The organism is Ancylomarina sp. YFZ004 (assembly GCF_054254355.1).
In genome coordinates this window covers 77,062-90,467 of sequence record NZ_JBTCHQ010000006.1, presented here as the reverse complement: position 1 = coordinate 90,467, position 13,406 = coordinate 77,062, and the positions used below count along the sequence as shown (strand labels likewise).

Below are 13,406 nucleotides of genomic sequence, written 5' to 3'. Positions count from 1 at the left end.
TTTAAAATTTATATTCCATACTTAACTGTATCTTGTTTTGGTTTTCAGCGCTTTTGTTATCTGTTAACCATCCCTGATAATTCAACGAAATATTTACTCCTTTTACGGGAGAATGTGAAATGCCTCCCATAATTGTATTTCCGTCTTTTTTATTGCCTGTTGCCATATCATCAGAAACCTCAAAGTACAATCTGTCGTAACGGGCAAATAATTCAGTTTTATTTGATAACTGACAAGCCGAATAGAACGAAAAACCATAGCTATTAAGCTCGTTTATATTGTCTAGGTTTTCCATATAATTAAACTCGCCTCCAATCCGAAATTTTGTTGAGAGCTTAAATCCTGCAAAAACAGAAACCATTTGTTCTGTACTTGAATTCGCCAGTCCTGAGTGCCGATTATGGTAATAAAACCTTGTTTGAACTTTTCCCGAAGGATTAATATCAATTCCCCCTGCAAATTTCACTTTACCAAAAGCATCTTGAACTTTTCGCGGTCCTTCACCATTTGTAATTGCCATATCAAAAGACAACACCTTGTTAAGTTTATAGTTTGCTATAAATCCCAAATCGCTGCTTGGAATATGCCAGTATAGATCCTGGAAGGTTTGCGCAACATAGCGCAAACCCCAAAACCGTTCTTGTGTGATGTAATGATTTTGCAAAATTGCACCCCCTTCAAGAGTAAAATTATCATTTACTTTCCATTGCAAACTGGCATATTTTAGGAACATTGTATAATGAGCACCTTCCTTTGAAGTGTTCTGAACCGTTAAAATATTTCCATTCACATCGGTAACTGTAATCTCACCAACAGAAGTTGCCCTTCCACGGTCAATAATAATTTTAGAACTCCACTTTTCATTAAACTGGTATTGGAAGCCCAGATGAGCCCGACCAAAGCTGTACTCATAATTACTGTTTTCCACGTCGTAGGATGCTGTCCCAAAAACATGAACAATGGGTTTCAGATTTTTAAAATTGAATTTGTAAACATTTGTGCTGTCTTGAGCTTTAGATACCAGATTAGATAATAAAAGCAGTAATAATATGATGTTTAATATTCTTTTCATTTTATACTCATTAAATAGTATTCATTTTTGTTAACATACGGAATGAGCGTTGCATCAACACATGTTATCTGCAAGATGGCGGTGCTACTTTCAATACGTTGACCTCCTTTTACGTTAAGATTAACAAGGGCAATCCACATAAGTTTTTCGAGCTTTCTTTTCTTAAAGAATAAATTTTAAGCCGACTAGAGAGGTACTAAGTCCAAGAGTGTTCTTTACCTTCTTAGCATATTGATTTACATTTTCAGCTTTCATAATAACTATTTATTCAGCCTATTAAAATACCTTATAATTGTTATTTTATTTTTCCGATTCATTCAGTATCAAAGGGCAGCAATCTTTTGGCATGTCCTGTAATTGCTCTATTGTTTTCTGAAACCCCAAAAAGCTATCCTTGATTAGTTCAAATCGTTTTTTATTTAAACTGTAATATATATAATTACCATCCATCCGGCTATTTATAAGTTGCGCTTCCCTTAGCTTACTTAAGTGTTCGGAGACAGTCGATTTTGCAAGGGGTAATTTTTCCGAAATACTGCCAGCCTGACATGCTTTGTATCTAGCAAGGTGAAGTATAATTTGCACTCTTGCCGGATGCGAAAGTGCATCCAGCATGTTAGCTAAGTCCAGTGATTGGGGGTCATATTGTTTATCGTTTTCCATAGTAACTTTTTATTACTTTACGTAATTAAAAATAAATCCTACGATTATTATTCCAGTGGCAACTATTCCTACAAAGGCGGTTATTAATTGCCATTTTAATACCTTTTAAAGAATATTAATTTCTGGTAATGATAGTGCGATAACCGACATCATAAATGATAAAGCTGTACCTAATGAAACTCCTTTTTCAATTGACACACTTACTATCGGAATGATACCAGCTGCATTAGAATACATGAGAACTCCAATAAGGATAGCCTGGACTACATGAGCAATTTTCATTTTTTGTATCCATCGTTTTAATTTTTAGAGGATAAAATTGAAAAGATAACCTAAGCTTACAATACACAGTGTTATCGTTCCGAAAAAGATGGCAATAAGTTTCCATTTCATTACCTTTTTTAGTAAAGTTGCTTCGGGTAACGAGAGTCCAACTACAGCCATCATAAATGCAATAGCAGTACCTAGAGGTACTCCTTTGACAACAAAAACCTGAATAACTGGAACAATACCAGCTGCATTCGCATACATAGGCACAGCTAATATTACAGCCAATGGAACGGCATACCACTTGTCGGCAGCAAGATATGCTGCAAAAAAGTTTTCTGGCACATATCCGTGCATTGCTGCCCCAATGGCTATTCCAATAAGTACATACACCAATACTTTACGTACAATATCCCAACCTTCTTTAATTATAGATGGCAAACGATCGATGAACGGCGTTTTTTCTGTTTCCCACTCTTCCGATTCTTTTTCTGATGTTGCTTGTATTTGTTTAACCCAATCACTTAAATATTTGTCGAGCTTAAATTTCCCAAGTATAAAGCCCCCAATAGTACCTAACAATATTCCACTTCCTGCATAAATCAAAGTAGCTTTAATTCCGAACAAACCCAGAAACATGGCTACGGCCACCTCGTTCACCAAAGGCGAAGTGATTAAAAATGCAAAAGTTACTCCCAGCGGAATGCCGCCTTTCACAAGGCCTATAAACAATGGAATTGAGCTACAGGAACAAAATGGTGTAATGGCTCCAAACAACGATGAGATGAGATATTGAAATCCATACATCTTTTTTGTTGTTAAATAAATACGCAGTCGGTCGATAGGAAAATAGGCATTTATCAAACCCATGAGCGAACTTATTAGGAACAGCAGGATTAAAATTTTAATGGTATCATAAAAAAAGAAATTGATCGACATTCCAAGATGAGATTCTGGATTGAGTCTAAATAAATCGAACGTAAAAAAATCAACCCAATCGGGCAAGTAATGATACAATAAAAGCAAAGCTGGTAAGACCACTGCTATAGAAACAAGTAAGCCTATCTTTTTTTTCTTTTTCTGATTTAACTCTTGTTCTGGGATTTCAATGGCATATGCGACACACTCTCCCTTGTCTTGATTTTTTGATAATATATTAGATTTATTCATATTACAACTTATTTGAGTTCGCAAAAACACGAACAGTATTTCTAAATTTTTTTGTTTTTATTGAATTAACTGCAACAACATCTACTACCGCAATTATTAGTTGCGGTAGAGTTGTTTAATAGCACATTTATATCACCTGAACAGCATTTACCTGATGGGTTCAATGTTGCACATTCATTTCCGGTACAGGCTTTAGTCTGAACTTGAATATCTTTGAGGGTTTTAGCCCCATTTTCAATAGCAATTTCTATATCTGCATCTGTTACATTTTTGCAATAACAAATTATTTTACTCATATTTTTAAATGTAAATAGTGAAAATATAATATCCCCCCACTACAATAAATAAAACAGCAATAATTCGCCTAAACCACATTTCGAAAGTTTTTAGTTTATTGTAAACATTACCAATAGAACCCACACTAAATGCGATAAGCCATGCGAAAATAATAACTGGAATCCCTGTCGCTAAAGCAAAAAATAAAGGTAAATACAATCCACTAGTACTACTGATGGTCATGGGCATAAGCATCCCAAAATAAAGCACACCACTGTAAGGGCAAAATGCCAGAGCAAAAACAACACCTAATAAAAGGACACCCCAAAAGCCGGTGTTTGATTTATTTTCCATCTTCTCAGTTAATGAACCAATACCAGGAATTTTTATTTTTAAAACGCCAAGCATAAACAGACCAATAATGATTAGAATAGGCCCCAATAGCTTTTCGCCCCATTCCTGAAGAAAGCCAGAGAACTCGAATTGGCTGGCCCCAAAAAAGAAAAGTAATCCAATTGCTGTGTAAGTAATGGCACGACCTAAAGTATAGATTAATCCATTTATAAACACTTTGCGCTGACTTTCAATATCCTTACTAATAAAACCAATGGCCGTAATATTAGTTGCCAAAGGGCAGGGACTTACAGCTGTCATAAGTCCCAGAATAAATGCCGATAATATGGGAAACTGCGAAGTTTCCAGAAAATTTTGTAATATTTCCATATTTACATCATTGAATCAATTGTCGATTTTATTTTACTTTTAAGTTTATCTGGATTGGTACGTGCATTTAAAAAGCCAGCATTGGTTAAATTCACTGTTTTATCACCATTAACAATTAAAAGCGTTTGTCCACTAATCTTGTATTTTTTCAATAAAGACTTATCGCTTACTTTTTCAATATTAATAGACTCAAATGACACCTTATTACCATAGTATTCTTGGATGGCTTCTTTAGAGACAGTTTCTACCGCTTGACATGTAGCACAACGACGAGTGGCATGAAAGTAGTATGCCTTTACCTGATTTATTTGTTGTACTTCCGTACAATCTGTTTTATCCTTCGTCGAATTAGCAGCAATAGATTTTTTGCAACATTGAGCCGACACAGAAACAACTCCCATTAACAGAATAATACTAAAAATGCTTATTATTTTTTTCATATTTTGAATAGTTTATTTAGTTATCAATTGTATTAATTCATCTACTGATGGAACTTTACCTTTCACTACTATTTTACCATCAATGACCAAAGCAGGTGTTGTCATTACCCCATATTGCATAATCTCAACAATGTCTTCGACTTTAGAAATAGTTGCAATTACTCCCGCTTTATCAACGGCTTCTTTTGTTGCTTTTTCTAGCGTCTTACATTTTGCACATCCTGTGCCTAATACTTTAATTTCCATTTTTGCAGGTTTTAAATTATTAAAATTTATGTTGATTATCTTCTCAATTCGTTATTCGCAAAACAACGAACAGTATTTTCAAATTTTTTTTTAGATTCCCAAGAATTGTTTAAAAAGTTGTTGTGCTTCTTTCCAATTCTCTTTATTAATACAATATTTAATTCTTGGTGATTCAATTTCACCCTGTATTAGTCCCGCATCTTTCAATTCTTTAAGATGCTGAGAAAGGGTCGATTTGGCAATGCTAAGGTCGTCACTTAAATCGCCACTGTAGCAACAGCCTTGGTTTGACAGCAATTCTAAAACATACATGCGCACCGGATGCCCCATTGCCTTGGCATATCGGGCAGCCCTTTGTTGCTTATCTGTAGTAACTGATTCTATATTCATCCTGTTCGTTAAATGCCGAACAAAGATATAGACTTTTTTACGTTAAAAAAACTAATGTCATCTTTTTTAACGAGCATTAGGAAAACTACACTCTTTTGCAAATTTTGGTTGTGGGGTGACTAGTGCGATTTGCAACTGCGTGTAAGGTGCGTTGGGTTTTCTTTTTTGAAGGGAATAAAAAACAAAATAAATTCATCCAAGTTTGCACTAACCTATCATAGGAGTTTTCTTTTTTCGCCTTGTTGCTAACGTAAAAGTCTGTAAATGGGTCGTATCATCAATATAATGATACTTAAACTCGTACTAAAAATCAAATCCCAATTAATATTCAGATTGTCAAACCTGCCAACTTACTTCACACATATACTTTTTTTTAAAGAACTCATTAAGTAGTTAATAAATAGATGAAACTAGATGATGGGAGACATTTAGTAAATTAAAGCATCAGTTATCCCTATAAATAAGGTCACTCAAAGAATAAATATGAAATAAAGAATTGCATCTTAAAGGGTTATGAACTAGTATAACTAGATAAATTTACTAGTTATTTAGATAGTAGAACTAGTTTTCCAAATAGAACAACTAGTAATAAACTAGTTAAATAACTGGTTAGATTCAACTTCATATACTATTAGTAACACTTTTGGTGGAAAGGGAATCCTTATTTTGTCGCTATCATCTAATTCCATCAATTCTTCAAAAGTAAATTCTCTTTTCAAAATAGCTTCTGGTTTCCTAATGCCGATCTATTTTAAAACAAAAGCATGATTCTTTAAATAGTATTTTTGAGTATCAACAGATATCATGTTATTACTTATGACAGTTTTTTTATCAATTTATTACTAGCATCAGGCATCAACCGCTCAATACAGCATCAAACACTCTCTGTATCAAACTAAACGACCACTAAAAAAGAAGCATCAACCGAGGTAGCAATCGCTTCGAATTTAAAAATCAAAGATCGATTGATGCTACGGTTGATGCCTAAGAAATAAATATATAACCTCCTGTAATTCAATAACACTAAGCCCTATAAAATCGATTGATGCTTGATGCCTTTAAGAATAATAAAAATTGTTTCTTTTCCTCCAGTCTTTGGCTTTATTTTCTCAAGTGATATCAAAGATCTATCTAGCATTTCATCAACGAGTTTTTGAGCTTGTGTCTTGTTTTTACATCCAGCGACTTTTTTAGTGTAAACATCTCTAAAACTACATCTACTTCCACGCTTTCTTATCCATTTAATGGCCTGATCTATCTTTTTATCTATTGCAGAACTATGCAAGACATTTTGCACCTTTGCGGCTTGGCATTTAAAAAATGTTGTTAATTCTATAGCTTTCTCCAGACTATCAAGACTGATTTCTTTGAATTCACTTTCACCATAACCAAACTTGCTCGCTTCAATAATTAAAGCAAACCGAATAGTGTATCCTGCAAACTTCGATAAGATCCCTCTCAAATAATAAGGTGTTTCATCGGATTCCATTTCCTTGTAAAGTGTATTATTTAGGTAATCACTAAACCGATCATGACTTTCTTTAGTGAACTTTACAGATATAGGTGTATCTCCATCTATTTTCTGAAAGTAGATCTTTTTAAACGCTCTGACTAAAGAAGTTTTTAAAGCTTCATCAACTTCCTTATCGGTATAATTAAGAGTAACTGGCTCTGGCATTACAAATAGAATTCTATCTATAAAACCATTGTCTTTATTCTTAGACAATTCCTCTAAAACATCGGGCTGTATACAACCTAAAACATTCACAAAAGGGCGATACAAGTACTGAGGCTCTTCCTCTGATTTTCTATTAATAATTGTATCGGCACAACTCCAAAATGACAACCATTTTTCCTGATCGGAACCATTACCTTGTCGATATTGATTCATCCCTTTTACCCATCCTACCAACTCATCCTGAATAAATATAATTCCCAATGGTTGTTTCTGTAACAAACCTGATAAAGCTTCAATTGTAGCATCATTAGTTGTAATTTGTTCTAAAGTTGGTGGTATTGGCTTCTGAGGCTTCTCTTTTTCTAGTCGCTCCAATTTAGGTAGCATTTTCCATGAACCTAACTCATTATCGTAAGTTTGTAAATTTTCTGAAAAAGCTTTTTTCTTCGATTTATATACCTCTGCATATTCCTTTTGTAAAACATTCACAGGTAAGGTGCCCATTTTTAAAGCTGGAGATTTTTTCGCTCCAGGTTCTGCAACAATAGCTGCAAACAATACTGGAGATTCTTTCCAATCTTTTTTCACTTCAGCCACAGCCTTACTTCCCACAGCCAAGGCAAAACAAGAAAGTACAGACATAGCAATAAAGTCAATAGGGCAATTCAAAGCATCAGCAGAGTCAATAATAAATTCCTCCAATGGTTTTGGGAAAACATGAGTGGGAAACTGTTCTATATTATCATTCATATTCTTACTTTTTTAATAATATTCCATTAGACTTTGCGATATAAAACAGTGTTGCCAGTGTAATTCCTCCACCCTTACACTTCAAACAATTTGAATATTGTTTATCGCACTTTTCACGATTGTAATCAGGACTAAAACAACTTACTCTATGAAAATAATTACGTCCTGATTCGCCTAAAGATTCAGCAAGGCTAAACCCGATATTCCTCCAATTTTCATATCCTTGAGTAATATCCATATTACCAGATTCAATCATTTGTACTAGCCATTCAACATTTGCCAACGAATCACTAACAACTGTAGTTCTTGATCGTTTACAGGGAACAGTTTCTTTTTTATTGTTTCCTTCTAACCATGCATGTGGGTTAAACTGTTTCTCCATGGTTCAAATATTTTGGGTTTATATAAACTTGAGGGTCATAAGGCAAAAAGCATGCACGTGCAACGTCCTTTCCAGAACCATCAAGTTCAAGTTGATAAGTTTGTTTCAAGTAATTAGCTACTGCTTTAAAATAGCTCTTGTGCTCCATCAAACTGATATCGATAGTAATCACCCATTTTAAGCCATCTCCTGACGGAGAACGGAATAAAAGCACAGTTTCTAAGCTATCATCTGCTAGTAAACTATTTTTAACCTCATCGACATCTGACAAATGATCAAAGTCTAATACCATCAAACCAGAATGATGCTGAAAATGTTTCTCACTTCTTTTAGTAAATATTCCAGAAAAACAGACGTAGTTAAATTGGCTTGCTTTAAACTCTCTTGCTTCTACAACATTTGTTATCTCTCGTAGTGCCGTAGTTCTTTCAATATTCCAATGTCCTTTTATTAGGGTATAAGCATCTAAAACGTTTATTGTCTTATAAGGCTTTGTATTTGAGATAGGTTTCATAAAAAAACTAAACTCAGGTATCTCTATTTTTATCTGGTTATCTAGATATTGGCTATCTGGATAACTAGTTATTTTACTAGTTATATCTTGTATCATGTTATTTCATCTTTAGAAAAAACAAGGCATAGTTATCCTATTTGCAAAGCGTTACCACCTTACAGCATATGTACTATGCCATGTAATTCGAGTATTTTAAAGGAAAGAATATTCCTTTTAAGAATGGTTTACTTAAAGGATTTCACGTAATGTTTATTCAAATGAGCTTCGATATCTGAGCTCATATAGTAGATCTTAGAACCAATTTTAGAATAGGCTAAAATTCCGTTATCGCGATAGGTTTGAAGTGTTCGTTTACTGATATTTAATGTTTGACAAACAACTTGACTGTCGATCCATACCTTTTCGAGTGGGTAAAGATTTTTTTTCCTTAGCATTTCTACAGTGTTTTCCATGCTTCTTAATTGCGAGCTAATCTTTTGAAAAGCATCGCTGCTCATTGTTACTACTTCCATAATATTGAAATTTAGAGTTAATTAATGAAAATCAAATCATTCAGGCGCCTGTAGATCGTTTCGGAAGCAAACATATGCAATATCGAGAAACGAAAAGGGTTGCAATAGGGTTGTACAACCCCATTCAACCCTACCCTAACTCACTGACAACAAAATCACTACCTAGTCGTATTTTATTTTAAATTTATTCAGTTTTTTTTGCATCTCAAGTAATACACCCTCCCAAAATTTAATTGCATCATGTTTGGGAGTATCAAAATGATTTTTAATTGAATCAGAACTAAAGTCATCCTTTTGTTTTGAAGAAAAAGCGAAAGCTATCTGTTCAGTTAATGTTGTTACCTCATCATATTCAAGAAGGTTTTCATCACTCAACATTCTAAATAACAAACCAATTTTCTTTACAGAAAGCTTAGTTTTAATTTTCTCGGTACTAATTGCAGTGAGCTTGATATCAAATTTTGAACTATCATATTTGGTCAGTTCTTTGTCTACAAATTCTATCAATCTAGATAAAGTAACATTAACCAAAGCCACAATACTTGAACGATTAAGAGTTTTGTAACTTGGCTTATATCGTAAATTATTAAGTCGATTTTGGAAGCTTTTTAAAACCTCATATTTTCCAGAATCACTCTTATCACATAAGTCTTGATTGATTTTTTGAATAGCAAAATCATAGGTTTCAAGTTCAGCTACATTAGTTTCAATAAGGAAGTTCAATATATCCTCTTCTTTTTCAGAATTATTTCTTTCCAATAAATTAGAGAGTGTTTTATTTAGATTTTCATACAACACTATTTCCTCTGGGGAATTTTTATCATATCTTCTGAGATAATGATGTACATCTCTCATAAAAAGAGGAAAAGGTTTTTGTGAATTTTGTTCTGTATACTTCTTAATCACTTCCCTATGCTCATCTAAATCAATAGCTTGGACAGATCCATTCCAATCAGATGTATCAATGGTCATACCATCGACGATTACTGAATTCTGCTCCTGAGAATAATTGGCTCTTAATTCATCATACCATTTATCTATTTGCTTAGAGCTTAATTTCTCATATTTAGAAGATAAAACATGACTCTCAATACTGAAATCTAATGAAACATGTAAATCATTAATAATTAAACTCAATAGGCCTATTACACCCTTGTAGCCTGCAAGAAAATTATTATAAGGAGTAAGGCACCCACTCTTTCTACCATGAATAATAAGTTCATGTGTACTACCCTCTAGATATTCTTCAAGTATTATTTTAAACTTCAATAACCTATTGAACCTAGCTGTAAACATTAATTTTAATCTATCACTTGGCTCACCGCTGGACTCAAGCTCCAAATAGTATCTCTTAATCTTAGAGAATTCAAATTTTAGTTTTTGTTGAATATCTATTTCTGTGATTTCAAAATCTGCCTCAGTCCAACCTTCACATGAATCGTAATTGTCACCACAGTTAATGAATAATTCTTCGAGTATATTAAGTTCATCTCTCATATTTGTTCGATTTTATAAAAGTTGATAAAACTAATGAAATATGAGGTATTATAAACACTTTTATTATCTTTGATTCACTCGCAAATGAGAACATTTTGATAAAAAGCAAAGCAATCAAGTAGTTGCAGAATTAGGTGTAGTGAAAAATTGTTTACAAGGCTAAAACATTGTATTACAGCATACGGGAATTGGATGGTTCATGATCCTCTCTCTCCGCAGACAGAAGCATCAAGGTTGAAAAACTTTGATGCTTTTTTTATGCGCAAATTTTTAAGGATTTGAAACCTTTTGGGGTTCGTAATAAATTCATGACGAGGAATAATCCCTCTCTCTCCATAATTAAAGAAGCAAACCTTTATTAATTAACATGTTGCATTTTTTCATATCAACTATTTATCAACCACGATAAATATCCTATTCTATGAGTTCTTTATATTTCATTTCGCATATTCAAAATCTACAATTCAAATATTCGTGAACTTACTAATATTGAGAATCCTCTTTGTTCTAATTCATTAGAACAAAAAGGAAAGTCAAAGTTTAGCCAGCCTAATAGTTAACTCCTCCTTCTCCCTTTTAACTTGAAAAATCATTATGCTTCTCTTATTCCTGAACGAAGATCTGAAGCTCTTTTTTTATATGGCGTGATGAAGTCCCTAGCATTAATTTGAATTGTCCTGCTTCAAGTTTCCAGTCCATTATTGAATCATCGAAAAAGGCAAGTTCATTAACAGGAATCTCCATTGTAACAATTTTAGTTTCTCCAGGCATAAGTATTACCTTATTAAAGGCTTTCAATTCCTTAAGCGGTCTTAAAACTGATGCTTCAACATCGTTAGCATAAACCTGAATCACTTCAGACCCCCTTGATTTTCCTGTATTTTTAATCTCACATGACACTTTAATCACATCTCCTTTTTTATAGGTAGACTTATCTGTTTTAGCATTCAAAACTTTAAAGGAAGTGTAAGACATGCCATATCCAAATGCGAATAAGGGCTTAATTTTCTTCGTATCGTGCCAACGGTAACCGACCAATATATCTTCTTTGTATTCCTGATTTGTGCCATCGCCAGGGTAAGAGATCTCACCAAATGAATGAGCTGCGTTGTCTTCCAGTTTAACTGGAAATGAAAAAGGCAGTTTCCCAGATGGATTCACATCTCCTGAGATTACATCTGCAATAGCATGTCCGGCTTCACTTCCCAAATACCAGGCTTGAACAAGTGCTTTCACATTCGAAATCCATGGCATTTCAACGGCATTACCACTTAGCATGATAAAAGCAGTATTTTTATTCACCTTCAGAATTTCATTCAACAAATCATCTTGTCCAAAAGGCAATGCAAACTGCTTGCGATCGTCCCCTTCACAATCCTGATGATGACTTTTATTCAAGCCTCCTACGAAAAGAACGATATCTGCTTCTGCAGCAACTTCGATTGCCGCACGCTTTAATGAATCTGCATTTAGATTTGTTGGCAATACCTGACCATAAACCGATGCACCAGATGAATAGCCCATTGCATGAATAATTCGTGCATTTTTAAAACGTTTCTGAATACCGCTCAAAGGTGATATTTCATGCTTCGTTTTGAGTTCCGAAGAGCCTCCACCAACTGTCATGCTACGGGTAGCATTCTCTCCAATGACAGCAATTATTTGTTTTTTGTCGGGATCTATCGGGAAGAATCCCTTATCGTTCTTCAACAAAACAATCCCTTCGGCAGCCACTTCCCGTGCCACATCAAAGTGTTGCTGATTGGTCATTTTACCAAAAGATCGAGTCGTATCCATATTGGTACGCATCATCAAACGAAGAATACGTCTGACCTTATCATCCAATACACTCATTTCAATCTCTCCAGATTTTAGTATCTTAAGAAAAGGATTTGCTAAAAAATAATTGTCGTAAGCATTTTTTGATGATGTTGTCAATCCATCGGTTCCAGTTCCCATCTCCATATCCAAACCATAAAGTGCAGCCTCTTTTGTATCATGCGTCGCTCCCCAATCGGTAACCAATACCCCATCGAAGGCCCAATCGCCCTTAAGAATCTTATTCACCATTAATTCGTTGTGACAACAAAACTGACCTCTTATCTTATTGTAGGCACCCATAATTGACCAAACCTCTCCTTCGAGCACTGCAGCCTTAAATGCAGGTAGGTAAATTTCATACAAAGCTCTGTCACTTAGTTCTACGTTGATGTGATTACGCCAGTGCTCCTGGTTATTCAAGGCATAGTGCTTCACACAAGCAGCCACTCCATTTTCCTGCACGCCTTTGATATAGGGTACAACAAGCTTGGAAGCCAAATAGGGATCTTCTCCCATGTACTCAAAATTGCGACCATTAAGGGGTGTGCGATAGATGTTAACTCCAGGACCTAAAAGGATATCTTTCTTGCGATATCGGGCTTCTTCGCCTATAGCCTTTCCGTACTTGTATGACAAGCTAGGATTAAAAGTAGCCGCCAAACAAGTTAAGGCAGGGAAAGCGGTACAGGAATCATTCGTCCAACCCGCATGTTCCCAGGTATCCCATGCAATCTCTGCACGCACCCCATGAGGTCCATCTGACATCCAGATCTCAGGAACTCCCAAACGAGGAACACCGGGCGTGCTGAACTTCGATTGTGCATGACACATGGCCACTTTCTCTTCCAAAGTCAATTGTTTAATTAATACGTCAATCTTCTTTTCAATCAAAATAGGATCAACTTGCCCAAATAATTGAATATTAGCCAAGAGGGCAAATACTAGAGTGGTAAAAATTAATTTCTTCATTACGTATGTTTTTTTTAAGATAGCCTCAACGGCATA

Annotated in this window: 15 protein-coding genes; all 15 read right to left on the bottom strand. The window is 34.6% G+C overall.

The window, feature by feature from the left end; translation table 11 throughout:
- Position 1: 1 nt before the first annotated feature.
- On the bottom strand, positions 2-1,072 hold the full coding sequence (locus ACXR6G_RS11205) for a hypothetical protein (protein WP_458361519.1): 1,071 nt from the start codon (positions 1,070-1,072) through the stop codon (positions 2-4).
- 300 nt (positions 1,073-1,372) lie between these two features.
- Positions 1,373-1,735, bottom strand: a complete 363-nt coding sequence (locus ACXR6G_RS11200; protein WP_458361518.1) for an ArsR/SmtB family transcription factor — start codon at positions 1,733-1,735, stop codon at positions 1,373-1,375.
- Between the two features lie 105 nt (positions 1,736-1,840).
- Positions 1,841-2,026: a permease gene (locus tag ACXR6G_RS11195; protein WP_458361701.1), complete on the bottom strand. Its 186-nt coding sequence runs from the start codon at positions 2,024-2,026 to the stop codon at positions 1,841-1,843.
- Positions 2,027-2,041: 15 nt separating this feature from the next.
- Complete coding sequence (locus ACXR6G_RS11190; RefSeq protein ID WP_458361517.1) at positions 2,042-3,172, bottom strand: permease; 1,131 nt, start codon at positions 3,170-3,172, stop codon at positions 2,042-2,044.
- Positions 3,173-3,237: 65 nt separating this feature from the next.
- Positions 3,238-3,468, bottom strand: coding sequence for a (2Fe-2S)-binding protein (locus ACXR6G_RS11185; RefSeq protein ID WP_458361516.1), 231 nt, complete (start codon positions 3,466-3,468; stop codon positions 3,238-3,240).
- Between the two features lie 4 nt (positions 3,469-3,472).
- A complete protein-coding gene (locus ACXR6G_RS11180; protein WP_458361515.1) occupies positions 3,473-4,171 on the bottom strand; it encodes an aromatic aminobenezylarsenical efflux permease ArsG family transporter in 699 nt (232 codons plus the stop codon).
- Between the two features lie 2 nt (positions 4,172-4,173).
- Entirely contained in the window at positions 4,174-4,611 is a 438-nt protein-coding gene (locus ACXR6G_RS11175) for a nitrophenyl compound nitroreductase subunit ArsF family protein (RefSeq protein WP_458361514.1), read from the bottom strand.
- A 12-nt stretch (positions 4,612-4,623) separates the two neighbouring features.
- Positions 4,624-4,857, bottom strand: coding sequence for a thioredoxin family protein (locus tag ACXR6G_RS11170; protein WP_458361513.1), 234 nt, complete (start codon positions 4,855-4,857; stop codon positions 4,624-4,626).
- 90 nt (positions 4,858-4,947) lie between these two features.
- Entirely contained in the window at positions 4,948-5,247 is a 300-nt protein-coding gene (locus ACXR6G_RS11165; RefSeq protein ID WP_458361512.1) for an ArsR/SmtB family transcription factor, read from the bottom strand.
- A 1,030-nt stretch (positions 5,248-6,277) separates the two neighbouring features.
- Positions 6,278-7,675 carry a DUF3987 domain-containing protein gene (locus tag ACXR6G_RS11160; protein WP_458361511.1) on the bottom strand — a complete coding sequence of 466 codons (1,398 nt, stop codon included), beginning with the start codon at positions 7,673-7,675 and terminating at the stop codon, positions 6,278-6,280.
- A 4-nt stretch (positions 7,676-7,679) separates the two neighbouring features.
- Complete coding sequence (locus ACXR6G_RS11155; protein ID WP_458361510.1) at positions 7,680-8,057, bottom strand: PriCT-2 domain-containing protein; 378 nt, start codon at positions 8,055-8,057, stop codon at positions 7,680-7,682.
- Positions 8,041-8,667 (bottom strand): BT4734/BF3469 family protein, encoded by a 627-nt coding sequence (locus ACXR6G_RS11150; RefSeq protein ID WP_458361509.1) that lies wholly within the window; start codon positions 8,665-8,667, stop codon positions 8,041-8,043. The genes ACXR6G_RS11155 and ACXR6G_RS11150 overlap by 17 nt, the downstream gene beginning before the upstream one ends.
- 128 nt (positions 8,668-8,795) lie before the next feature.
- Positions 8,796-9,083, bottom strand: a complete 288-nt coding sequence (locus tag ACXR6G_RS11145; RefSeq protein WP_458361508.1) for a helix-turn-helix domain-containing protein — start codon at positions 9,081-9,083, stop codon at positions 8,796-8,798.
- A gap of 162 nt (positions 9,084-9,245) precedes the next feature.
- Complete coding sequence (locus ACXR6G_RS11140) at positions 9,246-10,580, bottom strand: hypothetical protein (RefSeq protein ID WP_458361507.1); 1,335 nt, start codon at positions 10,578-10,580, stop codon at positions 9,246-9,248.
- A 603-nt stretch (positions 10,581-11,183) separates the two neighbouring features.
- Positions 11,184-13,370: a beta-glucosidase gene (locus ACXR6G_RS11135; protein WP_458361506.1), complete on the bottom strand. Its 2,187-nt coding sequence runs from the start codon at positions 13,368-13,370 to the stop codon at positions 11,184-11,186.
- Positions 13,371-13,406 lie beyond the last annotated feature (36 nt).

Excerpts from the sequence above, each read along its gene's own strand:
- ACXR6G_RS11205 (WP_458361519.1), bottom strand. The coding sequence starts at position 1,072 with ATGAAAAGAATATTAAACATCATATTATTACTGCTTTTATTATCTAAT.
- ACXR6G_RS11200 (WP_458361518.1), bottom strand. The coding sequence starts at position 1,735 with ATGGAAAACGATAAACAATATGACCCCCAATCACTGGACTTAGCTAAC.
- ACXR6G_RS11190 (WP_458361517.1), bottom strand. The coding sequence starts at position 3,172 with ATGAATAAATCTAATATATTATCAAAAAATCAAGACAAGGGAGAGTGT.
- ACXR6G_RS11185 (WP_458361516.1), bottom strand. The coding sequence starts at position 3,468 with ATGAGTAAAATAATTTGTTATTGCAAAAATGTAACAGATGCAGATATA.
- ACXR6G_RS11180 (WP_458361515.1), bottom strand. The coding sequence starts at position 4,171 with ATGGAAATATTACAAAATTTTCTGGAAACTTCGCAGTTTCCCATATTA.
- ACXR6G_RS11175 (WP_458361514.1), bottom strand. The coding sequence starts at position 4,611 with ATGAAAAAAATAATAAGCATTTTTAGTATTATTCTGTTAATGGGAGTT.
- ACXR6G_RS11170 (WP_458361513.1), bottom strand. The coding sequence starts at position 4,857 with ATGGAAATTAAAGTATTAGGCACAGGATGTGCAAAATGTAAGACGCTA.
- ACXR6G_RS11165 (WP_458361512.1), bottom strand. The coding sequence starts at position 5,247 with ATGAATATAGAATCAGTTACTACAGATAAGCAACAAAGGGCTGCCCGA.
- ACXR6G_RS11160 (WP_458361511.1), bottom strand. The coding sequence starts at position 7,675 with ATGAATGATAATATAGAACAGTTTCCCACTCATGTTTTCCCAAAACCA.
- ACXR6G_RS11155 (WP_458361510.1), bottom strand. The coding sequence starts at position 8,057 with ATGGAGAAACAGTTTAACCCACATGCATGGTTAGAAGGAAACAATAAA.
- ACXR6G_RS11150 (WP_458361509.1), bottom strand. The coding sequence starts at position 8,667 with ATGATACAAGATATAACTAGTAAAATAACTAGTTATCCAGATAGCCAA.
- ACXR6G_RS11145 (WP_458361508.1), bottom strand. The coding sequence starts at position 9,083 with ATGGAAGTAGTAACAATGAGCAGCGATGCTTTTCAAAAGATTAGCTCG.
- ACXR6G_RS11140 (WP_458361507.1), bottom strand. The coding sequence starts at position 10,580 with ATGAGAGATGAACTTAATATACTCGAAGAATTATTCATTAACTGTGGT.
- ACXR6G_RS11135 (WP_458361506.1), bottom strand. The coding sequence starts at position 13,370 with ATGAAGAAATTAATTTTTACCACTCTAGTATTTGCCCTCTTGGCTAAT.